Annotated in this window: 19 protein-coding genes and 3 pseudogenes; 10 read left to right on the top strand and 12 right to left on the bottom strand. The window is 64.1% G+C overall.

Annotation, left to right across the window (positions count from 1 at the left end; genetic code table 11):
• Positions 1 to 39 precede the first annotated feature (39 nt).
• Together E8F12_RS20680 and E8F12_RS20675 are read right to left on the bottom strand one after the other, a co-directional pair.
• Positions 40 to 2631, bottom strand: a complete 2592-nt coding sequence (locus E8F12_RS20680) for a glycosyltransferase (protein WP_280327047.1) — start codon at positions 2629 to 2631, stop codon at positions 40 to 42.
• Positions 2632 to 2841: 210 nt separating this feature from the next.
• Positions 2842 to 3993 carry an iron-containing alcohol dehydrogenase gene (locus tag E8F12_RS20675; protein WP_280327046.1) on the bottom strand — a complete coding sequence of 384 codons (1152 nt, stop codon included), beginning with the start codon at positions 3991 to 3993 and terminating at the stop codon, positions 2842 to 2844.
• A 152-nt stretch (positions 3994 to 4145) separates the two neighbouring features.
• Between E8F12_RS20675 and tcdA the strand changes: the two genes are divergently transcribed.
• Positions 4146 to 4949 carry a tRNA cyclic N6-threonylcarbamoyladenosine(37) synthase TcdA gene (gene tcdA / locus E8F12_RS20670; protein WP_280327045.1) on the top strand — a complete coding sequence of 268 codons (804 nt, stop codon included), beginning with the start codon at positions 4146 to 4148 and terminating at the stop codon, positions 4947 to 4949.
• A gap of 171 nt (positions 4950 to 5120) precedes the next feature.
• Here the strand turns inward: tcdA and E8F12_RS20665 are convergent, their stop codons facing one another.
• The 4 genes and pseudogenes from E8F12_RS20665 to E8F12_RS20650 all read right to left on the bottom strand — a co-directional run.
• The gene (locus E8F12_RS20665) at positions 5121 to 5528 is read right to left on the bottom strand and encodes a SufE family protein (protein WP_280327044.1); all 408 of its coding nucleotides are present in this window, start codon (positions 5526 to 5528) and stop codon (positions 5121 to 5123) included.
• Entirely contained in the window at positions 5525 to 6727 is a 1203-nt protein-coding gene (locus E8F12_RS20660; RefSeq protein ID WP_280327043.1) for a cysteine desulfurase, read from the bottom strand. Before E8F12_RS20660 ends, E8F12_RS20665 begins: the two co-directional genes overlap by 4 nt.
• 75 nt (positions 6728 to 6802) lie before the next feature.
• A complete protein-coding gene (dapD, locus tag E8F12_RS20655; protein ID WP_280327042.1) occupies positions 6803 to 7837 on the bottom strand; it encodes a 2,3,4,5-tetrahydropyridine-2,6-dicarboxylate N-succinyltransferase in 1035 nt (344 codons plus the stop codon).
• A gap of 25 nt (positions 7838 to 7862) precedes the next feature.
• A pseudogene (locus E8F12_RS20650) lies at positions 7863 to 8135 on the bottom strand (LysE family transporter); the annotation flags it as partial.
• 215 nt (positions 8136 to 8350) lie between these two features.
• Here E8F12_RS20650 and E8F12_RS29945 point away from each other — a divergent pair.
• Positions 8351 to 8611 (top strand): annotated as a pseudogene (locus E8F12_RS29945) (lysis protein); the annotation flags it as partial.
• A gap of 253 nt (positions 8612 to 8864) precedes the next feature.
• Here the strand turns inward: E8F12_RS29945 and E8F12_RS20645 are convergent.
• The 6 genes and pseudogenes from E8F12_RS20645 to map form a co-directional block, all read right to left on the bottom strand.
• Positions 8865 to 10016, bottom strand: a complete 1152-nt coding sequence (locus tag E8F12_RS20645; RefSeq protein WP_280327041.1) for a D-glucuronyl C5-epimerase family protein — start codon at positions 10014 to 10016, stop codon at positions 8865 to 8867.
• Positions 10017 to 10614: 598 nt separating this feature from the next.
• Positions 10615 to 11001, bottom strand: a pseudogene (locus E8F12_RS20640) (LysE family transporter); the annotation flags it as partial.
• Between the two features lie 2 nt (positions 11002 to 11003).
• The gene (locus tag E8F12_RS20635; protein WP_280327040.1) at positions 11004 to 11351 is read right to left on the bottom strand and encodes an ArsC family reductase; all 348 of its coding nucleotides are present in this window, start codon (positions 11349 to 11351) and stop codon (positions 11004 to 11006) included.
• A gap of 20 nt (positions 11352 to 11371) precedes the next feature.
• Complete coding sequence (gene dapC / locus E8F12_RS20630; RefSeq protein WP_280327039.1) at positions 11372 to 12568, bottom strand: succinyldiaminopimelate transaminase; 1197 nt, start codon at positions 12566 to 12568, stop codon at positions 11372 to 11374.
• A 76-nt stretch (positions 12569 to 12644) separates the two neighbouring features.
• Positions 12645 to 15347, bottom strand: coding sequence for a [protein-PII] uridylyltransferase (locus tag E8F12_RS20625; RefSeq protein ID WP_280327038.1), 2703 nt, complete (start codon positions 15345 to 15347; stop codon positions 12645 to 12647).
• Between the two features lie 29 nt (positions 15348 to 15376).
• Entirely contained in the window at positions 15377 to 16159 is a 783-nt protein-coding gene (map, locus tag E8F12_RS20620) for a type I methionyl aminopeptidase (RefSeq protein ID WP_280327037.1), read from the bottom strand.
• Between the two features lie 263 nt (positions 16160 to 16422).
• On the opposite strand from map, the gene rpsB reads away from it, so the two are divergent.
• From rpsB to rseP, 8 genes are all read left to right on the top strand, one after another.
• A complete protein-coding gene (gene rpsB / locus E8F12_RS20615; RefSeq protein ID WP_280287062.1) occupies positions 16423 to 17163 on the top strand; it encodes a 30S ribosomal protein S2 in 741 nt (246 codons plus the stop codon).
• A gap of 126 nt (positions 17164 to 17289) precedes the next feature.
• Positions 17290 to 18159, top strand: coding sequence for a translation elongation factor Ts (tsf, locus tag E8F12_RS20610; RefSeq protein WP_280287063.1), 870 nt, complete (start codon positions 17290 to 17292; stop codon positions 18157 to 18159).
• Between the two features lie 201 nt (positions 18160 to 18360).
• On the top strand, positions 18361 to 19104 hold the full coding sequence (gene pyrH, locus E8F12_RS20605; RefSeq protein WP_280287064.1) for a UMP kinase: 744 nt from the start codon (positions 18361 to 18363) through the stop codon (positions 19102 to 19104).
• A complete protein-coding gene (gene frr / locus E8F12_RS20600; RefSeq protein WP_280327036.1) occupies positions 19101 to 19658 on the top strand; it encodes a ribosome recycling factor in 558 nt (185 codons plus the stop codon). The genes pyrH and frr overlap by 4 nt, the downstream gene beginning before the upstream one ends.
• Before the next feature lie 14 nt (positions 19659 to 19672).
• Positions 19673 to 20434, top strand: coding sequence for a polyprenyl diphosphate synthase (gene uppS, locus E8F12_RS20595; protein ID WP_280327035.1), 762 nt, complete (start codon positions 19673 to 19675; stop codon positions 20432 to 20434).
• Entirely contained in the window at positions 20428 to 21243 is an 816-nt protein-coding gene (locus E8F12_RS20590) for a phosphatidate cytidylyltransferase (protein WP_280327034.1), read from the top strand. Before uppS ends, E8F12_RS20590 begins: the two co-directional genes overlap by 7 nt.
• Positions 21240 to 22430, top strand: a complete 1191-nt coding sequence (gene ispC / locus E8F12_RS20585) for a 1-deoxy-D-xylulose-5-phosphate reductoisomerase (RefSeq protein ID WP_280327033.1) — start codon at positions 21240 to 21242, stop codon at positions 22428 to 22430. The genes E8F12_RS20590 and ispC overlap by 4 nt, the downstream gene beginning before the upstream one ends.
• Positions 22431 to 22445: 15 nt before the next feature.
• Positions 22446 to 23798: a sigma E protease regulator RseP gene (gene rseP / locus E8F12_RS20580; RefSeq protein WP_280327031.1), complete on the top strand. Its 1353-nt coding sequence runs from the start codon at positions 22446 to 22448 to the stop codon at positions 23796 to 23798.
• Positions 23799 to 23856: the final 58 nt, after the last annotated feature.

Below are 23856 nucleotides of genomic sequence, written 5' to 3'. Positions count from 1 at the left end.
CGGCGGCCAATGGCCGCCGTTTAGGGTCGTCCATCGCCGTCAGGCGGTGGCGACTTCCTGCTCCGCCTCCTGGGACTTGGGCAGGGAAGAGAGCAGGGCCATGATCAGCGCCGCCAGGTAGGGCAGCGACTGGACCAGCAGCATGGCCACCCAGAACTTCACGTCCGGGCTGGGCATGCCCTGGACCACGGCGATGCCGATGGCGGCCCCCCACAGCAGGAGCATGATGAAGACTTCTTCGCGGGCTTCAGCCAGGGCCATCAGCACGCCATGGTTGGTGCGCATCTTCGGCGTGCGGAAGAAGGGAATGCTCTTGGTGAAGAAGCCGTAGAGCACCGCCTTGGCGATGGTGTGCGAGAGCGCGAGCCCCGCCACCGCCGCACAGAAGGCGTCCTTCAGGTTGACCCCTACGGCGCGCTGGTAGAGGAAGACGATCTTGCCCACCTTGAAGAAGAACAGCGCCAGCGGCGGGATGGCGAAGATCAGCAGCGGCGGGTCGACCCGCTGCGGCACGATGATCATCGCCGCCGACCAGAGCAGGGCGCCAACGGTGAAGAAGATGTTCAGGCCATCGGCGACCCAGGGCAGCCAGCCGGCGATGAAGTGGTAGCGCTGGCCGCGCTTGAGCTGGGAGTCCTTGCCCAGGAACAGGCTGCGGGCGTGGCCCTTCATGATCTGGATGGCGCCGTAGGCCCAGCGGAAGCGCTGCTTCTTGTAGTCGATGAAGGTGTCTGGCATCAGGCCCTGGCCGAAGCTCTGGTGGGCGTAGGCGGCGGCATAACCCGTCTTGAACACGCGCAGGCCCAACTCGGCATCTTCGCAGATGGTCCAGTCGGCCCACTTCAGCTCGTCCATCACCGAACGGCGGATCATGGTCATGGTGCCGTGCTGGATGATGGCGTTGCGGTCGTTGCGGGTGACCATGCCGATGTGGAAGAAGCCCTTGTACTCGGCGTAGCAGAGCTTCTTGAAGGTGTTCTCGTTGCCGTCACGGTAGTCCTGCGGCGACTGCACTACGGCGATCGACGGATCGGCGAAGTGCGGAACCATGTACTTCAGCCAGTTGCGGTCGACGCAGTAGTCGGAGTCGATCACCGCGACAACTTCGGCATCCGGCGCGGTGTAGGGCAGGATGTAGTTCAGCGCGCCGCCCTTGAAGCCTTCCAGCGGGGCAACGTGGAAGAACTTGAAGCGCGGGCCCAGCTGTTCGCAATAGTCGCGCACCGGTTCCCAGACCGCCGGGTCCTTGGTGTTGTTGTCGATGATCAGGACTTCGTAGTCCGGATAGTCGAGGTTGGCCAGGGCATCGAGGGTCTGTTTGACCATCTCCGGCGGCTCGTTGTAGCAGGGCACGTGCACCGACACCTTGGGTCGGTAGGCGGCGTCGGCCAGCACCGGCAGGAAGGGGCGCCGGCGCTTGCGCACCCAGACCGCCTCGGCCAGCTCGTGGGCCTCGGTGAGCAGGACGATGAACACGCCGAGGGCACCCACGCCGAGGAGCAGGCCCACGGTCAGGCTGAACCAGGTGCTGTACTGCTGGCTGTAGTCGTAGGCGATCCACACCAGCACCGAGCCGCCGGCGAAGGCGACGAAGGTCAGGAAGGTGCGGCCGCGCTGACGCAGGGCGCTGCCGTCGATCAGCATCATGGCCAGGGCGAGCAGCGCCATGACCACCGAAGCGACGGCCAGCATGCGCCATTGCGGAATGGCGATCACCGGGCCTTCGAAGGCGAACTTGGGCTGGCGTTCAAGGTTGTAGACACCCCAGTAGGCGCCCACCGAGCCCTCGTCGCTGGCCTTCCACGGCTGGTCGAAGGCCTCGATCACGAAGTAGTTGTAGCCCTTGGAGTTGAGGGCGTTGACCAGGGTGCGCAGGTAGATGGCCTGGTCCGCCTGGGAGGCGTCGGCGCCGCCGCGCATGCGGCCGTTGCTCGGCCAGCCCACCTCGGACAGCAGCAGCGGCTTCTTCGGGAAGGCCTTCTTCAGGTCCTTGGCGCGTTCCAGGACGAACTCTGTGGAGTCCTCCATCGGCACGAATTCCCAGTACGGCAGCACGTGGGCGGCCACCAGGTCGACGTGCTTGGCCAGTTCGGGGTACTTGAGCCAGATGTGCCACTGTTCGGATGTGGTCACCGGTACCTTCACCGCGGCACGTACCCGATCGAGGTAGACGATCAGGTCCTTGCGGCTGATCTCACGGCGGAACAGCGCTTCGTTGCCCACCACCACGCGAACCACGCTGCGGGAGGCATTGGCGATCTCGATGGCCTTGGCGATCTCGCGCTCGTTGCGCTCCTCGTCCGGGCTGATCCAGATGCCCAGCGTCACCCGCAGGCCGAATTCCTCGGCCAGGCGCGGGATGTCGGCCAGGGTGCCGTCCACCGAGTAGGTGCGGATGTTGTCCGTCTGCTTACTCACCAACTCGAGGTCCTGGCGGATCTGCTGGTCGTTGGGGTAGCGGTTCTGCTGGGGGTTCTGGTCCAAGCGGAAAGGCGAGAAGGAGTAACCGGAAATCTGTTCCGGCCAGTCCGGCGCGGTGACCGGGCGGTTGTAAAGCGCCCAGATGCCGGTGAACAACGCGGCGACAGCCACGAAGACCACCAGGTTGAGTCCAAATTTACGCGATGGCATAGAAGTCAAAGGTTCCGAAGCATGGAACTAGGAATAGGGCCAGCGGGGTACTGGTCGGCGCGAATCCTACCCCGGCGCCCAACAGCTGTATAGATTGCAACCAGCAGGGAAGGCTGGATGGCCATCCCCCGCCAGACGTTTTGGTCTTCGGATGCGGCAGAAGTTCGGCCGAATTTGGAAAAATCCGGCCAGGATCGATGCGGGTCAGCCTCAGAGGGCGCGCAGCAGGATGCGCTCGCTGACCTCCAGGTCGAGGTCGCGGCGCTCGCTCAGCGCGGTCATGCCATGGCGTTCCAGCTGGGCCAGCACCTGGGGAATCACGTCGGCGTCCAGGCCATGTTCGGACAGACGGGTCGGTACGCCCATGCGCTTGAAGAAGTCACGGGTGGCCTGGATGGCGGCGTCGATGCGCTGGTCCTCGTCGCCTTCCTTCAGGCCCCAGACGCGCGCGGCATACTGCAGCAGCTTCTCGCGCTTGACCTGGCGGCGTTCGGCCAGCAGTGCCGGCAGCACCACGGCCAGGGTCTGGGCGTGGTCGATGTGGTAGAGGGCGGTGAGTTCGTGGCCGATCATGTGGGTCGACCAGTCCTGGGGCACGCCGCAGCCGAGCAGGCCGTTCAGCGCCTGGGTGGCGCACCACATGAGGTTGGCGCGCACCGCGTAGTCCTCGGGGTCGGCCAGCGCCTTCGGGCCTTCCTCTATCAGGGTCAGCAGCAGGCCTTCGGCGTAGCGGTCCTGCAGCGGCGCATCGGCCGGGTAGGTCAGGTATTGCTCGATGGTGTGGACGAAGGCGTCCACCACGCCATTGCCGATCTGCCGCGTCGGCAGGCTGAAGGTGGTGCTTGGGTCGAGGATGGCGAAGCGCGGATAGAGCAGGGCGCTGGAGAAGGGCAGTTTCTCCTGGCGGGCGACATGGGTGACCACACCGTGGGGATTGCTATCGGAACCGGTCGCGGCCAGGGTCAGCACGCAGCCCAGGGGCAGCGCGGCGGTAATGCGCTTGCCGCTGAGCAGTTCCAGCGGGTCGCCGTCATGGCAGGCAGCCGCGGCGATGAACTTGCTGCCGTCGATCACCGAACCGCCGCCCACGGCGAGGATGAAATCGCACTGTTCCGCTTTGGCCAGCTGGGCTGCCTTGACCAGGGTGTCGAACTGGGGGTTGGCCTCGATGCCGCCGAAGCGGGTCAGGTGGTGGCCGGTCAGCGCTTCCTCCACCTGCTGCCAGACGCCGTTCTGGAAGATGCTGCCACCACCGTGGGTCACCAGCACCCGGCTGCCGGCGGGAATGTCCCGTGCCAGCTTGGAGATCTGGCCTTCACCGAAATGGATGCGGGTGGGGTTGTAGAAAGTGAAGTTGCGCATGACCGGCTCCCTTGTCGTTATCAGCCGACTATAGCCCCCGCGGACCGCGCCCGAATCTATGGGCCACCATTCAGCGGCAATGGACTTGGGCCCAGGGATGGCGCTTCCTATAATGCGCGCCCGCCCGGTAGTTGGCGATGGGAGTGATTGGGATGAGTACAGACGAGCGTTTCGGCGGCATCGCCCGGCTTTACGGCCTGGACGGGCTGGCGCGGCTGCAGGCGGCGCATGTGGCGGTGGTCGGCATCGGCGGCGTGGGTTCCTGGGCGGCCGAGGCCCTGGCGCGCTCCGGAGTGGGCGAGATTTCCCTGTTCGACCTGGACGACGTCTGCATCACCAATACCAACCGCCAGGTGCACGCCATGGAGGGGGCCGTGGGCAAGGCCAAGGTGGACGTGATGGCCGAGCGCATCCGCGCCATCAACCCGGCCTGCGTGGTCCATGCGGTGGCCGACTTCGTCACCCGCGAGACCATGGCCGAGTACATCAGGCCCGAGATGGACGCAGTGATCGACTGCATCGACAGCGTGGCGGCCAAGGCTGCGCTGATCGCCTGGTGCAAGCGGCGCAAGATCCAGATCGTCACCACCGGTGGCGCCGGCGGCCAGGTGGACCCGACGCAGATCCAGGTCGCCGACCTGAACAAGACCTTCAACGACCCCCTGGCGGCCAAGGTGCGCTCGACGCTGCGCCGGGACTACAACTTCTCGCGCACGCCGGGGCGCACCTACAGCGCGCCCTGCGTGTTCTCCACCGAGCAACTGCGCTACCCCAAGCCGGACGGCTCGGTGTGCCAGCAGAAGAGCTTCGTCGGCGAAGGGGTGAAGCTGGACTGCGCCGGCGGCTTCGGCGCTGTGACGATGGTCACCGCCACCTTCGGCATGGTGGCAGCGGCGCGGATTGTGGATAAGTTGGTGGCGGGGGCGCGCCGGCCTTCGGAGCGGAACGCTTCCTAGGGACGGCTACGCCGTCCTTTCGCGAATGAATTCGCTCCTACCGGTAGGTTGTGGCTGAGCTACGCGAAGCCCAACGGTGTCGGGTGGGTGTCCCTGTTGGGCTTCGTTCCTCAGCGCCAACCTACCGGCAGGACTGCGTCCTGCCTGGCGAATGAATTCGCCCCTACAGGGTTAGTCACCCGCCATCTCGCGCATTTTCTTGAGGACGGCGTTGAGGCCATTGCTACGCGATGGCGACAATTGCCGGGCCAGGCCCAGCTGGTTGAACCAGTCCGCCAGGTCCAACGCTGCCAGCTCCCCGGCCGGCAAGCCGTCGACCCGGGCCAGCAGCACGGCCAGCAAGCCACGGATCAGCCGGGCGTCGCTATTGGCGCGGAAGTGCCAGTAGTCGCCTTGGCGTTCGCCCACCAGCCAGACCTGGCTTTCGCAGCCATGCACCCGGTTGGCGTCGCTGCGTTCAGTCTCATCCAGGGCTTCCAGCCGTTCGCCCCACTGCATCAGCAGGCGTGCCCGCTGTTCCCAGCCACCGGCGGCGGTGAAAGTGTCCAGTGCTTCGCGGGCCTTGTCCGGGAGGCTCATCTCAGCAGCTCCAGGGCCTTGTCCAGCGCGCCGAAGAAGCGCTCCAGGTCATCGCCGTCGTTGTAGAGGCCAAGGGAGACGCGGATGGCGCCCTGCAGGCCGAGGCTCTGCATCAGCGGCATGGCGCAGTGATGGCCGGCGCGCACGGCGATGCCCTGCTCGGTAAGCAGGTGCGCCAGGTCGGCGTTGTGCACACCATCGACGCTGAAACTGGCCAGGGCCAGCTGGGGTTCGCCGAGCAGGTGTACGCCGTCCCGCGCGGTGAGCCCGGCCAGCAGCTTGGCGTGGAGGGCCGCTTCATGGCCGGCGATGGCGGCGGCTTCGAGGCTGGCGAGGTAGTCCAGTGCGGCGCCCAGGCCGATCACCGAGGCGATGGCCGGGGTGCCGGCCTCGAAGCCGAGCGGCGCGCCGTGGAAGTCGGCCGTCTGGTAGGCGGCGGTGTGGACCATCTCGCCGCCGAACTGCCAGTGTTTCAGGCGCGCCAGGGCCTCGCTGCGGCCGTAGAGCACGCCGATGCCGTCCGGGCCGTAGAGCTTGTGGCTGGAGAATGCGTAGAAGTCGCAACCCAGGGCCTGTACATCATGGCGGCCATGCACCGCGCCCTGGGCGCCGTCGACTACGGTCAGCGCGCCCTGGGCCCTGGCCAGAGGTAGCAGCTCGGTCAGCGGCTGCCAGCGGCCGAGGACGTTGGACAGCTGGCTCACGGCCAGCAGTCGGGTGCGCGGGCCGATCAGTTGCCGCGCCTGTTCCACGTCGATCTGGCCGCGATCGTCGAGCGGCAGTACCACCAGTTTCAGTTGCCTGCGCAGGGCCAGCTGCTGCCAAGGCAACAGGTTGGCGTGGTGTTCCAGGGCGCTGATGACGATCTCGTCACCGGGCTGGAACAGGTGTTCCAGGCCGTAGGCCAACAGGTTGATGGCTTCGGTGGTGCCGCGGGTGAAGAGGATTTCCGCGGGGCTGGCGGCATTCAGCCAGTGCGCCGCCTGGGTGCGGCTGCCTTCGAAGGCGCGGGTGGCGCGCTCGCCAGGCAGGTGCTGGGCGCGATGCACATTGGCTGCGCCGCTGGCGTAGTAGCCGAGCAGGGCATCCAGTACGGCCTGGGGTTTTTGCGAAGTGGCGGCGGTGTCGAGGTAGGTCTGTCCCTCGGCCGCGAGGGCCGATAGGGCAGGGAAGTCGGAGCGCCAGGGGGACATCAACATAGACATAGGCCTCAAGCTGCAAGCTTCAAGCGACTCTTCTTGCAGCTTAAGGCTTGCAGCTTGTGGCTGCTCCTATCAGTTATGCGCGTGCAGCGCTTCGTTGAGCTCGATCGCGGTCTTGTTGGTCTTGCACTCGACGGCGCCGTTCTGCGAGTTGCGGCGGAACAGCAGGTCGGGCTGGCCAGCCAGGTCGCGGGCCTTGAGCACTTTCACCAGCTGGTTCTTTTCGTCCAGCAGGGCGACCTTGGTGCCGGCGGTGATGTAGAGGCCGGCTTCGACGATGTTGCGGTCGCCCAGCGGGATGCCGATGCCGGCGTTGGCGCCGATCAGGCAGCCTTCGCCCACGGAGATGACGATATTGCCGCCGCCGGACAGGGTGCCCATGGTGGAGCAGCCGCCGCCCAGGTCCGAACCCTTGCCGACGAAGACGCCTGCGGAGACGCGGCCTTCGATCATGCCCGGGCCTTCGGTGCCGCCGTTGAAGTTGATGAAGCCTTCGTGCATCACGGTGGTGCCTTCACCCACATAGGCGCCCAGGCGCACGCGGGCGGTGTCGGCGATGCGCACGCCGGCCGGCACGACGTAGTCGGTCATCTTCGGGAACTTGTCCACCGAGAAGACTTCCAGCAGCTCGCCTTTCAGGCGGGCTTCCAGCTGGCGCTCGGCCAGTTCGGCCAGGTCGACGGCGCCCTGGCTGGTCCAGGCCACGTTGGGCAGCAGCGGGAAGATACCGGTCAGGTTCAGGCCGTGGGGCTTGACCAGGCGGTGGGAGAGCAGGTGCAGCTTGAGATAGGCCTCGGGGGTGGAGGTCAGGGCGGCATCTTCGGCCAGCAGGGTGGCGACCAGCGGCTTCTGGCTCTCGGCCAGGCGGGTCAGCAGGGCGGCCTGGGTGGCGTCGATGTCTTTCAGGGCGCTGGCCAGTTCGGCGGCCTGAGTCTTGCTCAGGGCGATGGCCTGGTTGCCGGCGCTGTAGCCGAGGACCGGAGCGACGGCGACGACCAGTTGCTCGGAAGGCTTGAGCAGCGGTTGCGCGTAGAAGACTTCCAGCCAGTTGCCCTGGCGGTTCTGGGTGCCGACGCCGAAGGCGATGCTGAAGAGAGCGTTGGACATGGGGATTCCTCTTGCTGAATGGGGTTTATAAGGCGGGGCGACGGCTGAGCAGCAGGCCCAGCCCTGCGCTGCCCAGCAGGGCGGCGCAACCACGGTTGAACAGGCGCCGGGCGCGGGGCCCGGCGAGCAGGCGGCCGAGGTGCAGGCCGGCCAGGGCATAGAGCAGGATGGCCAGCCATTCCAGGACCAGGAAGGCTAGCCCCAAAGCCAGGAACTGCGGGCCAACCGCCTGCTGCGGAGTGACGAACTGCGGCAGGAAGGCGGTGAAGAACAGGATGGCCTTGGGGTTGCCGGACGATGGCGAATCTATCCTATGCACGGTGTTCGTCATCGGTCGCTTCCAGGGGCTCGCGGCATGCCAAAAAATGGCGCCAAAGTATACAGCTATTTGCGCTTCTCCGATCCGCGCCAGGCTTCTGGCCACAGCGCCGACGGGCAGGCTCAGTATGCAAGCGCGTGGGCGGCAGAGCGAGGCCTGCATCTTGATGAGTCTTTGACATTACGGGATGAGGGGTGCGTGATGATCTCGCTACTACTGAACTCCGGTTGTCAGTCATCCTCGATGCCGCAGACGCCGCCACCTTCGTCAGTTGTGGAGTGCCAGCCACCACCGCCGCCGGAGGCTTGGTGGATGGAACCCCGCGAGCCCAACTTGACCCAGCGCATGCTCAACGAATTGTCAGGATCACCGGTGATGGGGATCAGGGGCTGATCGCCCTGAAGGCCTGCCAGAATTATGCCCTGCGGGTGGGCCCCTCGTCCGGTGGGGACTAAGCCTGCTCCAGGTGGGCTGATTGGACGGTCAGCAAGACCGACTGGCAAAGCTCCTTGAATTCGGGGAACTCTCTGGTCATCCAGTCAATCGAGACGTAGTAATGATCGAGGCAAGCGGCATGGGCGGCTCCAGCGAGGCGAGCAGACACAATAAATGCCCGGCATCTGCCGGGCTTTTTTGTACCACTTTCGGTAGCGCAGGCGGGGTCAGGCCGGTGGAGCGCCCGCAAGGCCGATAACTAAGGTCGTTGTCTCAGTTCTTGTACGCAATCTTTTTTCCTACGATTTCGGGATTAGCCTTGATGAATTCGTTTGCTGCGTTGTGGATGAACATTGAATCATTCGTCATCGAGGCTGCCCACCGATTGGCAGTATCTTCAAACTTTTTGATGTTGGTGATTGCATGAATCACGCGAAGCTGTTCAATGATGAACTGCTGATAGGCGCCCGTCACCATGTCTAGCCGGTTGGTTTGCGCATATACGGACCAGTATCCGACATCATATTTGTCGAGTTCGGCCGTCAATGCCACTACTCCCTGGTCGAACATCTTCTTGGCGTTCTCGTCTCCTGTCACGCGATAGAAGTCCCAGATGCCAAAGAGTGCCCACATGTGCCCATTGAGAATATGGCTTGGGTTTGCGGCGTCTGGATACTCTTCATACCAGGTGCCCTTTTTCATTTTCACCGCAAGGCCGCCTTCCTTGAGAGGCATCTGAATCCAGCCAAGTGCCTTTCTGGCAGCCTCCAGATAGGCGGGATCGTTGGAGAGTTGGTATTCCCGCAACAGGACAGATATCCCCATGGCCTGAGAAAGACCTGATATCCAGGGCGCCTTCTGATTTCGTGAGGGCACATCCATGCTCCACTCCCATTTGCCGTCATTCTGGTTGGCGAGGAACCATGCGGCCAATTCTCTGAATTTCGTCAGCGCTGCACTGTCATTGAATGCAATCGCCGAGTCCCGATTCGCGAGCGCGCATAAGGCTTTTTCCGTAATGCTGGTCGCGAAGTCCGGACCACAGCCCTTGGCTGTAACGGATGCTGTGGATATCAGAGGCGAGTGGATGTAGTACTTTCCCAGAGTCTGGCTCTTCAGTCCGATCAGTGAGGAAACTTTCATTTCTTCCGGACTCGTCGGGTAGCCATATCGTTCCAGATAACCTTTGTACCAGTTGTTCCCTCCCATGCTGATCATCCAATTCTTGACCTGTACACTTCTCTCGTCCAGTTCCTCTGGGGAGAACGTCTGCGGTGGCGATGCCAGGAGGAAGGTTTTTCGAGCGATATCTACGGTAATCTTATCGCTAATCAGCTCGGCACCTGCTGGTATGGGGGAACCCATCCTAACCGTGCTGGTGAGTGTGGCTAGCAGGATCGCTAATATGAACTTGAGGGATTTCATATTCATTCCATGAGCTGGTATGTTGGCAGTTATAGATTGGTGTCTTGTTTGCGCCTTTGATAATTCACGCGGCGGCTGTCTTGAACACAGCCGTAAGGCAATAATCGCGTGAGCGGACTCACGACTGAGAGAGAAAAGCGTACAGTAATATGTTATGGCAATGTGGTGCTGTAGGATTTTCTGCGGCGTATCTTGCGTCAATCATTGATCTGGATAAAACCCCAGATCCCGCCCTGGACGAATTGCAGGGCGACCTCGCATCTCCTTCGGGGCACTCCGGACATGCCTCGGCCAGCCGGTCGGGATAGGGTGCCGGGGCAGGCCGAGCCCGCAGCGCATGACCCGGAAGGTGAAGTACCAATCAGCAACATGAGTGCGAAGCCGGCGAGATCCTTGGAGGTGGATAGGGAGCAGTCGGCGCTTGCAGCTCTTCCCTGCGATCTAGGAGTGGATGCTCATTGCGCATAGATCATCTCCGAAAATTCTATATTTATGTGCCTAGTTCCTTCAGATAAGCAAAAGGCCCGGCGCCATAGGGATTCCTTGCGGTGCCGGGCCTTTTTTTGTGCCCAATGGAAAGTTTAGATCGGTAGTCTTATGGGTTGCTGGCGGCAACCCAGAACTCCTGGCGCGACAGCTTCCACAAGGGCAGCCGGGTGCCCTCGCCCTGTTCGGCGAAGCTGCTGCCCAGTGCGCGCCAGAGCTGGAAAGCGAGCCAGAACAGGTAGCCGGCGCCCAGCAGCTTGATGGCCAGGAACAGGCTGGCCGAAGCCTGCAGGACCAGGACCAGGACCAGGACCAGGGCCAGGCCGGACGCGGCGAGGGCGATCATCCCGGCGAACGCCAGCAATCGGCCGGCACCGGCCAGGCAGGCGCTGCGCACACCCTGGCGCGCCGCATTGTGCAGCGACAGCAGGTTGTTCGGCCCCGGCGCCATGTTCAGCGCGAAGCAGGCTGGGATGAAAAGCGCCCAGGCGATGTCCATGGTTACTTGAGCGCCGATGCGTAGGCGTCGGGCTTGAAGCCGACCAGGGTGCGCCCACCCAGGTCGAGCACAGGACGCTTGATCATCGAGGGCTGGCCCAGCATCAGGGCGACGGCCTTGTCCTGGTCGAGATCGGCCTTCTGCGCGTCGTCCAGCTTGCGGAAGGTGGTGCCCGCACGGTTCAGGACGGTTTCCCAGCCGTGCTCGGCGCACCATTTCTCCAGGCTGGCGCGGTCGATGGCCGAGGCCTTGTAGTCATGGAAGCTGTAGGCCACATCGTGCTCCTCGAGCCAGGTGCGGGCCTTCTTCATGGTGTCGCAGGCTTTGATGCCGTAGAGGGTGATGCTCATCTTCGCTTGTCCTTCGAAACTCAAAGTCGCTTGATGAAGTCGCGGATACGTTCGCCGGCTTCGACGCATTCGGCCAGCGGGGCTACCAGCGCCATGCGCACGCGACCAGCGCCAGGGTTGAAGCCCTCGACGGCGCGCGACAGGTAGGAGCCCGGCACCACGGTGACGTGTTCGCGGGCGAACAGTTCACGGGTGAAGGTTTCGTCGTCCACCGGGGTCTTCGGCCAGAGGTAGAAGCCGCCATCCGGGCGCTGCACGTCCAGCACGTCGCCAAGGATATCCAGCATGGCGTCGAATTTCTCGCGGTACAGGGCGCGGTTGGCGCGCACGTGGACCTCGTCGTTCCAGGCAGCGACGCTGGCCAGCTGGGTCTGCACCGGCATGGCGCAGCCGTGGTAGGTGCGATACAGGAGGAAGGACTTGAGGATCGCGGCGTCGCCGGCAACGAAGCCGGAGCGCAGGCCTGGCAGGTTGGAACGCTTGGACAGGCTGTGGAAGACCACGCAGCGGGCGAAGTCGGAGCGGCCCAGCTCGGCGCAGGCGGTCAGCAGGCCGGCGGGCGGATTCTGTTCGTCGAAGTAGAGTTCGCTGTAGCACTCGTCGGCGGCGATCACGAAATCGTGCTCATCGGCCAGGGCGATCAGCTTTTTCAGGGTCTCCAGCGGGATCAGCGCACCGGTGGGGTTGCCCGGCGAGCAGAGGAAGAGGACCTGGCAGCGCTGCCAGACCTCGGCCGGCACGGCATCGAAGTCCGGGTTGAAGCCGTTCTCCGCCAGGCAGGGCAGGTAGTGCGGCTCGGCGCCGGCCAGCAGGGCCGCGCCTTCATAGATCTGGTAGAAGGGGTTGGGGCTGACCACCAGGCCGTTATCGGCACGGTTGACCACGGCCTGGGTGAAGGCGAACAGCGCTTCGCGGGTACCGTTCACCGGCAGCACGTGACGGGCGGCGTCGAGCCAGCCGGCCGGCACCTTGAAGCGGCGCTCGCACCACTGCGCGATGGCTTCGCGCAGGGCCGGGATGCCCAGGGTGGTGGGATAGACCGCCAGCTGTTCGAGGTTGGCCGACAGGGCTTCGGCGACGAAGGCCGGGGAACGGTGCTTGGGCTCGCCGATGGACAGGGCGATGGCTTTCTTCTCCGCTGGCGGCTGGGCGCCGGCCAGCAGGGCGCGGAGTTTCTCGAAGGGGTAGGGCTGCAGGTGGTTCAGGGCTTCGTTCATGGTTGTAGGGCGTCAACAGGGAGGTCGTGGGCGAAACGGTGCAATCCGGCCTGCGGCCTTATTGCACCCTACGGGTTCAGATGCTAATCCGGGTCGGGTCCAGGCCCTGTCCGTTGGCCCGGGACAGCTGGGAGACTATGGCCTCCTGCAGCCTGCGGCAGAGCTCGGGATCGGACAGCGGCTGGTTGTTGGCGTCAGTGACGAAGAATACGTCTTCCACGCGCTCGCCGAGGGTGGCGATCTTGGCGTTCTGCAGCGACAGGTCGAACTCCAGGAAGATGCGCCCGATACGCGCCAGCAGGCCGGGGCGGTCGGGGGCGATCAGCTCGAGGATGGTCACCGGGCGCTGGGCGTCGTTGGAGATGGTCACCTGGGGCGGGAAGGCGAAGTGCTTGAGCTGGCGCGGCACCCGGCGCTGGATGATCGCCGGGTACTCGTCCGGGTTCTTCAGGGCGTCGATCAGGCCTTCGCGGATCTCGCGGATGCGTGCCGGGTTCTCGCCGATCCGCCCGCCGTCAGCGTCGAGCACGATGTAGGTGTCGAGGGTGAACTGGCTGGTGGAGGTGATGATCCGTGCGTCGTGGATGTTCAGATTGAGCTGGCTCATGGCCGCCACCGTCACGGCGAAGAAGTCGTGCTGGTCCGGGGCGTAGATGAAGATCTGGGTGGCGCCCTCGAACTCGCGCTGGGCGGTTTCCTTGATCAGCACCAGCGGGTCGTTGCCGGCCGGGTGCTGGAGGATGGCCTCGGTGTGCCAGGCCACGTCGCTGGCCGTGTGGCGTAGGAAGTAGTCGTCGCCCAGCTGCGACCAGAGCTGCTCGGCATCGTCTTGGTCGATGCCGTTGCGCACCAGGATGTCGATGGCGGCGGACTGGGTCTGGCGGATCTGCTCTTCGCGGTCCAGCGGGTTTTCCAGGCCGCGGCGCAGGGCGCGCTTGGTCTCGGTATAGAGCTGGCGCAGCAGGCTGGCGCGCCAGGAGTTCCACAGGCTCGGGTTGGTGGCATTGATATCGGCCACGGTGAGCACGTAGAGGTAGTCCAGGCGGGTCTGGTCGCCCACCAGGCGGGCGAAGTCGAAGATCACCTGCGGGTCGGAGAGGTCCTTGCGCTGGGCGGTGGTGGACATCACCAGGTGGTGCTGCACCAGCCAGGCCACCAGGCGCGAATCCCACACCGGCAACTGGTGGCGCGCGCAGAAGGCCTCGGCGTCCACCGCGCCCAGTTCCGAGTGGTCGCCGCCACGACCCTTGCCGATGTCGTGGTAGAGACCGGCGATATAGATCAGCTCGGGTTTGGGCAGCTTGTCGATGAGTTTGCTGGCGAGGGGAAACTTCTCCGCCAGCTCGGGCCATTTCAGCTTGCGCAGGTGCTTGATCAGGTTGAGGGTGTGGGCGTCCACCGTATAGATGTGGAACAGGTCGTGCTGCATCTGCCCGATGATCTGGCCGAACTCCGGCAGATACAGGCCGAGGATGCCGTAGCGGTTCATCCGCCGCAGGTTGCGGTGGATGCCCTGGCTCGACTTGAACAGCTCGATGAACAGGCTGGTGTTGCGGATGTCCTTGCGGAAGTCGTCGTCGATCAGGTGGCGGCTGTCGCGCAGCAGGCGGATGGTGTCCGCGCGCACTCCCTTGATCTCCGGGTGCTGGGCCATCAGCACGAAGATTTCCAGCAGGGCGAAGGGGGTGCGCTTGAAGACGTTGGGGTGGGTCACTTCGATGTATCCGTCGCGCAGCTGGAAGCGGCTGTTCAGCGGCTGCGCCTGGCCGGTTTCGCCGGCGCGCAGGATGACTTCCTCGAAATGCTGGTTGATCAGGTCGCTGAGCTCTGAGACGCCCATCACCACCCGGTAGTATTTCTGCATGAAGCGCTCGATGCCGAGCTTGCCGTCACCGTCCTCGAAGCCGAGGAGGCTGGCGATCTTGCGCTGGTGATCGAACAGCAGGCGGTCTTCGGCGCGGGCGGCGAGCATGTGCAGGGCGTAGCGAACCTTCCAGAGGAACTCCTGGCTGGAGGCCAGCATGCTGCACTCGCTTTCCACCAGGAAACCCTGCTGCACCAGGCCATGCAGATTGAGGCTGCCGAACTGGCGGCGGGCGACCCAGAGGATGGTCTGGATATCGCGCAGGCCGCCGGGCGAGCCCTTCACGTTGGGCTCCAGGTTGTATTCGGTGTCGTTGTACTTGGCGTGACGGGCCTTCTGCTCCTGGCGCTTGGCGAGGAAGAAGTGCTTGCTCGGCCACATCTGTTCCGGGCTGGTGACCGCGAGCATGCGCTGGCGTAGGTGCTCGGGGCCGGCGATGGTGCGGCTTTCCATCAGGTTGGTGACCACCGTCAGGTCGGCGCGGGCCTCCTCGGCGCATTCGGCGACCGAGCGTACGCTCTGGCCGACTTCCAGGCCGATGTCCCAGAGCAGGGTGAGAAAGCCCTCGATGGGCTCGCGGAAGACTTCGTGGTCGGCGCTGTCCAGCAGGATCAGCAGGTCGATATCGGAGTAGGGGTGCAACTCGCCGCGGCCATAGCCGCCCACCGCCAGCAGGGCGATTTCGGCGTCTTCGCTCCAGCCGAAGCGTTCCCAGGCCGCCCGCAGGATCTGGTCGACGAACCAGGCGCGGTCTTCCACCAGGCGACGGATGTCGCGGCCGTTGGCGAAACGGTTGTCGAGCACTTCGCGGGCTTGGCGTATGGCTTTCTTGAATGCAGCGATGGGGCTGGACTTCAAGGCCAGTTCCGCCTGGAACTGCCCACGGTCGAACAACTCGGGATCCACCTGCGGCATGGGGCGGCCTTCCTTATAGGGTTCCGTGATCAGGGCGCGGTGCGCGGCAGGGTGTCATCGCTGCGCAGGGTGAAGATTTCGTAGCCGTCGGCGGTCACCAGCACCGTATGCTCCCATTGGGCGGAGAGCTTGCGGTCCTTGGTGATGGCGGTCCAGCCGTCGCCGAGCAGGCGGGTTTCCGGGCGGCCCTGGTTGATCATCGGCTCGATGGTGAAGGTCATGCCTTCCTTGAGCTCCATGCCGGAGCCGGCACGGCCGTAGTGCAGGACCTGGGGCTCCTCGTGGAACACGGCGCCGATGCCGTGGCCGCAGTATTCACGGACCACCGAGTAGCCCAGCTTCTCGGCGTGCTTCTGGATCACTTCGCCGATGTCGCCCAGGCGCGCCCCCGGCCGGACAAGCTGGATGCCCTTGTACATGCATTCCTGGGTCACGCGGCAGAGCTTGTCGGCCCATTCCGGGATCTTGCCCACGGCGAACATCTTGCTGGTGTCGCCGTGGTAGCCGTCCTTGATCACCGTCACGTCGATGTTGAGGATGTCGCCATCCTTGAGCGGCTTGTCATTGGGGATGCCGTGGCAGACCACGTGGTTGATCGAGGTGCAGATCGACTTGGGGAAGCCCTTGTAATTGAGGGGCGCGGGAATGGCCTGCTGCACGTTGACGATGTAGTCGTGGCAGATGCGGTCCAGTTCCTCGGTGGTCACGCCGGGTTTGACATGCTCGCCGATCATCTCCAGCACTTCGGCGGCCAGGCGGCCGGCAACGCGCATCTTCTCGATTTCGGCGGGCGTCTTGATGGTGACGGTCATAGGGGGTCTCGGGGCATACGTATAAAGGAGGCAATGTTATCAGCTTCGAGCCGCAAGCCAGAAGCCGCAAGCGGAGGCTGTCCCTCTTGCAGTCTGCCTCTTGTAGCTTGCAGCCGATTTTTATGCTATAAAACGCGCCGCTTTCAGGGCAGCTGTGCCCGGGAGCTCAAACCCACACACGTATCGACACGATATCCTGGGTGCCCGAAAGGGTTGGATATTGGGATGCGTGGAGGCATAACCCGACTTATCGAGGAATAGAAATGTCCCAAGTCAACATGCGCGATATGCTGAAGGCCGGTGTGCACTTCGGTCACCAGACCCGTTACTGGAACCCGAAAATGGGCAAGTACATTTTCGGTGCGCGCAACAAGATCCACATCATCAACCTTGAAAAAACCCTGCCGATGTTCAACGACGCCCTGAGCTTCGTTGAGAAGCTGGCTGCGGGCAAGAACAAGGTTCTGTTCGTCGGCACCAAGCGTTCCGCTGGCAAGATCGTTCGCGAAGAAGCTGCTCGTTGCGGCTCCCCGTACGTCGATCACCGCTGGCTGGGCGGCATGCTGACCAACTACAAGACCATCCGTCAGTCCATCAAGCGCCTGCGCGAGCTGGAAACCCAGTCCCAGGACGGCACCTTCGCCAAGCTGACCAAGAAAGAAGCCCTGATGCGCACCCGCGACCTCGAGAAGCTCGAGCGTAGCCTGGGCGGCATCAAGGACATGGGCGGCCTGCCGGACGCGCTGTTCGTGATCGACGTGGACCACGAGCGCATCGCCATCAGCGAAGCCAACAAGCTCGGCATCCCGGTCATCGGCGTTGTCGATACCAACAGCAGCCCTGAAGGCGTTGACTACGTCATCCCGGGTAACGACGACGCCATCCGCGCCGTTCAGCTGTACCTTGCCAGCGTTGCTGATGCTGTAATCCGCGGCCGTCAGAATGCCGTTGGCGGTCCTGACGAGTTCGTCGAAGAAGCTGCCTCCGAGGCCGCTGAAGGCTGAGTTGACAGCCGTCTAGCGTTACCCGGTGCGCAAGAAGGGGGCTAAGCCCCCTTTTTGCCACCTCCGAATTGTGAATGCCCGGACCCCGGGCTGAATGGTTGAAAACCTATTCAAGAGGATTGCGACATGGCAGAGATTACTGCAGCCCTGGTCAAAGAACTGCGTGAGCGTACCGGCCTCGGCATGATGGATTGCAAGAAGGCCCTGACCGCCGCCGACGGCGACATCGAGAAGGCCATCGACGACATGCGCGCCGCTGGTGCCATCAAGGCCGCCAAGAAGTCCGGCAACATCGCCGCTGAAGGTGCCATCGCCGTCAAGGTCGCTGCCGACAACAAGGCCGCCGTCATCATCGAAGTCAACTCCCAGACCGACTTCCTGGCCCTGCAGGACGACTTCAAAGGCTTCGTCGCCGCTTCCCTGGAGCAGGCTTTCAACGACAAGCTGACCGACGCCGCCCCGCTGGTCGAGGCTCGTGAAGAAGCCCGTCTGGCCCTGGTCTCCAAGACCGGTGAGAACGTCAACATTCGCCGCCTGACCCGCGTGGAAGGTGACGTGGTTGGCGCCTACCTGCACGGCCACCGCATCGGTGTGGTTGTCTGCCTGAACGGCGGCAACGCCGAACTGGCCAAGGACATCGCCATGCACGTGGCTGCCAGCAACCCGCAGTTCCTGAATGCTTCCCAGGTTTCCGAAGAAGCCATCGCCAAGGAAAAGGAAATCTTCCTGGCCCTGAACGCCGACAAGATCGCGGGCAAGCCGGAAAACATCGTCGAGAACATGGTCAAGGGCCGTATCGCCAAGTTCCTCGCCGAAGCCAGCCTGGTCGAGCAGCCGTTCGTCAAGGATCCGGAAGTCAAGGTCGGTGACCTGGCCAAGAAAGCCGGCGCCGAGATCGTTTCCTTCGTTCGTTACGAAGTGGGCGAAGGCATCGAGAAGGTCGAAGTCGACTTCGCTGCCGAAGTAGCTGCACAAGTCGCTGCTACCAAGCAATAAGACAGCCTCGGCTGTCGCCCCGCAAGAGGCTGCCCGCTAACGCGTGCGGCCTCTTCGTCAAACTGGGGAACCGATTCGGGGCGGTTTCCGCGGCAGGTCTGGTCCTCGGGCACCAACTGCCGTATGCGCAGTCTCAGGACTCGCCAGTACTTCGGGCCGCTAGGCCCACGAATTCACATCGCGCCGCAGGAGAGATACGCAATGGCTCAGCAGGTGAGTGGCCGCCAACCTCGCTACAAACGCATTCTGCTCAAACTCAGCGGTGAGGCCCTGATGGGCTCCGAGGAGTTCGGCATCGATCCGAAAGTCCTCGATCGCATGGCGCTGGAGATCGGCCAACTGGTCGGCATCGGCGTGCAGGTCGGCCTGGTGATCGGCGGCGGCAACCTGTTCCGTGGTGCGGCGCTGAGCGCTGCCGGCATGGATCGGGTGACCGGCGACCACATGGGTATGCTGGCCACTGTGATGAACGCCCTGGCCATGCGCGATGCGCTGGAGCGCTCGAACATCCCCGCGCTGGTCATGTCCGCCATCTCCATGGTCGGCGTCACAGACCACTACGATCGCCGCAAGGCCGTGCGCCACCTGAGTTCCGGCGAAGTGGTGATCTTCTCCGCCGGCACCGGCAACCCCTTCTTCACCACCGACTCGGCCGCCTGCCTGCGCGCCATTGAGGTGGATGCCGACCTGGTACTGAAAGCCACCAAGGTCGATGGCGTGTACACTGCCGACCCGTTCAAGGACCCCAATGCCGAGAAGTTCGAGCGCCTGACCTATGACGAGGTGCTGGATCGCAAGCTGGGTGTCATGGACCTCACGGCCATCTGTCTGTGCCGTGACCAGAAGATGCCGCTACGGGTCTTCAATATGAATAAACCGGGTGCCCTGCTGAACATCGTGGTCGGCGGCGCCGAAGGAACCCTGATCGAGGAGGGCGAAAAATGATCAACGAGATCAAGCAAGACGCGCAGGAGCGCATGAAGAAAACCCTGGAATCGCTGGATCACGCCTTCGCCAAGATCCGCACCGGGCGCGCGCATCCGAGCATCCTGGACAGCGTGATGGTGTCCTACTATGGCGCCGACACTCCCCTGCGCCAGGTGGCCAACGTGATCGCCGAAGACTCCCGCACCCTGGCCCTGACCGTGTTCGACAAGAGCATGATCCAGGCTGTGGAAAAGGCCATCATGACCTCCGACCTGGGCCTGAACCCGGCTACCGCCGGCACCACCATCCGTGTGCCGATGCCCGCCCTGACCGAGGAAACCCGCAAGGGTTACACCAAGCAGGCGCGCGCAGAGGCCGAGAACGCCCGTGTCGCCGTGCGCAACATCCGTCGTGACGCCCTGGCCCAACTGAAGGACCTGGTCAAGGAAAAGGAAATCAGCGAAGACGAGGAGCGTCGTGCTGCCGATGACGTCCAGAAGCTGACGGACAAGTTCGTGGCCGAAGTCGACAAGGCTCTGGAAGCCAAAGAAAACGACTTGATGGCTGTCTGACGTCCGGAGTCGTCATGGACAAATCCCAGCAAGGCGTCAATCCGGCGGTGCCACGGCATGTGGCGATCATCATGGACGGTAACAACCGTTGGGCGAAGAAGCGCCTGCTGCCCGGCGTCGCTGGCCACAAGGCCGGCGTCGACGCGGTCCGAGCGGTGATCGAGGTGTGCGCCGATGCCGGTGTCGAGGTGCTCACCCTGTTCGCCTTTTCCAGTGAGAACTGGCAGCGCCCGGCCGAGGAGGTCGGCGCGCTGATGGAGCTGTTCCTCGGGGCCCTGCGCCGCGAGGCGCGGCGCCTGAACGACAATGATATCCGCCTGCGCATCATCGGCGATCGCTCGCGCTTCCATCCGGAGCTGCAGGCCGCCATGCGCGAGGTCGAGCAACTGACCGCCGGCCGCCAGAAGTTCATCCTCCAGGTCGCCGCCAACTATGGTGGCCAGTGGGACATCACCCAGGCCGCCCAGCGCCTGGCGCGCGAGGTCCAAGCCGGTCACCTGCAGGCCGAGGACATTTCCCCGCAGTTGCTGCAAAGCTGCCTGGTCACCGGCGACTTGCCGTTGCCCGACCTGTGCATCCGCACCGGTGGCGAACATCGCATCAGCAACTTCCTGCTCTGGCAGATTGCCTATGCCGAGCTGTACTTTTCCGACCTCTTCTGGCCTGACTTCAAGCACGAAGCCATGCGCAAGGCGCTGGCTGACTATGCCAGGCGACAGCGCCGCTTCGGCAAGACCAGCGAGCAGCTAGAAGCCGAGGCCCGAGCCAAATGCTGAAGCAACGCGTCATCACCGCCCTGGTGTTGCTGCCCATCGCCCTTGCGGGCTTCTTCCTGCTGGATGGCGGTGCCTTCGCCCTGTTCATCGGGGGCGTCGTCAGCCTCGGTGGCTGGGAATGGGCGCGCCTGGCGGGTTTTTCGGCCCAGCCGCAACGCATCGCCTATGGTCTGCTGGTCGCTGCGCTCCTCTATGGACTCTATCTCGTGCCCGTCCTGGCGCCGCTGGTGCTGGTGCTGGGTGTGCTCTGGTGGGGGGCGGCGACCGTCCTCGTGCTGGGCTATCCCGAAACCAGTCGCTACTGGGGCGGTACCCCCGGCAAGCTGGTGATCGGCCTGCTGATTCTGCTGCCTGCCTGGCAGGGTCTGGTGCTGTTCAAGCAATGGCCGCTGGCCAACTGGCTGATCCTCGCGGTGATGGTGCTGGTCTGGGCGGCCGACATCGGCGCCTATTTCTCCGGCAAGGCCTTTGGCAAGCGCAAGCTGGCGCCCCAAGTCAGCCCCGGCAAGAGCTGGGAAGGCCTGGTGGGTGGCCTGCTGGCCAGCCTACTGATCACTGCCGGCGTCGGCCTCTACCGCGGCTGGATTGGTTTCGAGCTGGTATTGGCGCTGGCCGGCGCTGCCCTGGTGGTGCTGGTCTCGGTGGTGGGTGACCTGACCGAGAGCATGTTCAAGCGCCAGTCGGGCATCAAGGACAGCAGCAACCTGCTGCCGGGCCACGGCGGCGTACTCGATCGAATCGACAGCCTGACCGCGGCCATTCCGCTTTTCGCGGCGCTGCTCTGGGCCGCCGGCTGGGGTGCTCTGTGAGTCAACCGCAACGCATTACCGTGCTGGGAGCGACCGGTTCCATCGGTCTCAGCACCCTGGATGTCATCGCCCGTCATCCCGATCGTTACCAGGTCTTCGCCCTCAGTGGTTTCAGTCGCCTGAGCGAGCTGGAGGCCTTGTGCCTGCGCCATCGGCCGGAATTCGCCGTGGTCCCCGACGCGGACGCCGCACGGCACTTGCAGGGCGGCCTCCTCGCGGCCGGCCTGCGCACCCGTGTGCTGGTCGGGGTGCCGGGGCTCTGCGAGGTTGCCGCGCATCCGGAGGTGGATGCCGTGATGGCGGCCATAGTCGGCGCCGCCGGCCTCGAGCCGACCCTGGCAGCGGTGGAGGCGGGCAAGCGCGTGCTGCTGGCCAACAAGGAAGCGCTGGTGATGTCCGGCGCCTTGTTCATGCAGGCGGTGCGGCGCAGTGGTGCCGTGCTGTTGCCCATCGACAGCGAGCACAATGCGATCTTCCAGTGCCTGCCGCGGGACTACTCGCGTGGCCTTGAGTCCGTGGGCGTGCGGCGGATTCTCCTGACAGCCTCTGGCGGACCTTTCCGTGAGATGCCGCTGGAGCAGTTGCCGGGCGTTTCGCCCGAGCAGGCTTGCGCCCACCCCAACTGGTCCATGGGCCGGAAAATCTCCGTGGACTCGGCGAGCATGATGAACAAGGGCCTGGAGCTGATCGAGGCCTGCTGGCTGTTCGATGCCCGGCCTGCCCAGGTCGAGGTGGTGATCCACCCGCAGAGCGTGATCCATTCCCTGGTCGACTACGTGGACGGCTCCGTGCTGGCGCAGCTCGGCAATCCGGACATGCGCACTCCCATCAGTCATGCGCTGTCCTGGCCGGAGCGCATGGATAGTGGCGTTTCGCCGCTGGACCTGTTCGCCGTGGCCCGCCTGGATTTCCAGGCGCCGGACGAACAGCGCTTCCCCTGCCTGCGCCTGGCGCGACTGGCGGCGGAGGAGGGCGGCAGCGCGCCGGCCATGCTGAATGCCGCCAACGAGGTGGCGGTCGCGGCCTTCCTGGATCGACGCATCCGCTTCACCGAGATCGCGAGTATCATCGATGAGGTGCTGAACCGTGAAGCCGCCACGGCGGTCGAAACGCTGGACGCCGTACTGCAGGCCGATGCCCATGCCCGGGCGGCGGCGCAGCAATGGCTGGTCCGTCAGGGGCGGTAGTCCCGGAGGAAACCGATGAGCGCGCTATACATGATTCTCGGCACCCTGGTTGCTCTCGGGGTGCTGGTGACCTTCCACGAATTCGGCCATTTCTGGGTTGCGCGGCGCTGCGGGGTCAAGGTCCTGCGTTTTTCCGTGGGCTTCGGCACGCCGTTGCTGCGCTGGCATGACCGCCATGGCACCGAGTTCGTCGTGGCCGCCGTTCCGCTCGGCGGCTACGTGAAGATGCTCGACGAACGCGAGGCCGAAGTACCCGCCGAACTGCTCGGGCAATCCTTCAACCGCAAGCCGGTCGGTCAACGTATCGCCATCGTGGCGGCCGGTCCGATCGCCAACTTCCTGCTCGCGCTGCTGTTCTTCTGGGTGCTGGCCATGCTTGGCAGCCAGCAGGTGCGCCCGGTCATCGGCACTGTGGCTGCGGACAGCATCGCCGCCCAGGCGGGGCTCGAGTCCGGCCAGGAAATCGTTTCGGTGGACGGCGAGGCCGTCAGTGGCTGGAATCAGGTCAACCTGCAGCTGGTTCGTCGCTTGGGTGAAAGCGGCACTTTGCTGGTGGGCGTGCGCGAAGAAGGCGCCAGCACCGAGCAACCCCGCGAACTGCAGCTCAATGATTGGCTCAAGGGCGTCGAGGAACCCGATCCCATCAACGCCCTCGGCATCACGCCCTGGCGTCCGGCCATTGCCCCCGTACTCGCCGAACTGGATCCGAAAGGCCCGGCCCAGGCCGCCGGTCTCAAGCCTGGCGACCGCCTGCTGGCCATCGATGGCCAGGCCCTGGACGATTGGCAGCAACTGGTCGAGCGAGTGCGCAAGCGCCCCGCCGAACGCATCACCCTCAGTGTCGAAAGCCAGGGCGAGGTGCGTGATGTCCAGCTGACCCTGGCTGCCCGTGGCGAGGGTGAAGCCCGTAGCGGTTACCTCGGCGCCGGGGTGAAAGGTGTCGAGTGGCCGGCGGAAATGCTTCGTGAAGTCCGCTTCGGACCGCTCGATGCGGTGACCGAGGCAGCGGCCCGGACCTGGTCCATGAGCCTGCTAACTCTGGATTCCCTAAAGAAAATGTTGCTTGGTGAGCTCTCGGTAAAAAACTTGAGCGGGCCGATAACCATTGCTAAAGTGGCGGGCGCTTCGGCCCAGTCCGGGGTGGGGGACTTCCTGAACTTCCTCGCCTATCTGAGCATAAGCCTGGGGGTTCTCAATCTGTTGCCGATCCCTGTCCTGGACGGGGGGCACCTGCTCTTCTATCTGATCGAATTGGCGCGTGGACGCCCATTGTCAGAACGGGTGCAGGCTTGGGGGGTGCAGATCGGTATCAGTCTGGTCGTGGGGATCATGTTGCTCGCCCTGGTAAACGATCTGAGCCGTCTGTAACGAATCACTGAATGTCGAGTCTGCCGCCTTGCGCGGCAGATTCTTTATTACCGGTTGG

The organism is Pseudomonas sp. BN102, from assembly GCF_029871245.1.
In the GTDB taxonomy this organism is placed as follows: domain Bacteria; phylum Pseudomonadota; class Gammaproteobacteria; order Pseudomonadales; family Pseudomonadaceae; genus Metapseudomonas.
This window is presented reverse-complemented; position numbering and strand designations above follow the sequence as displayed.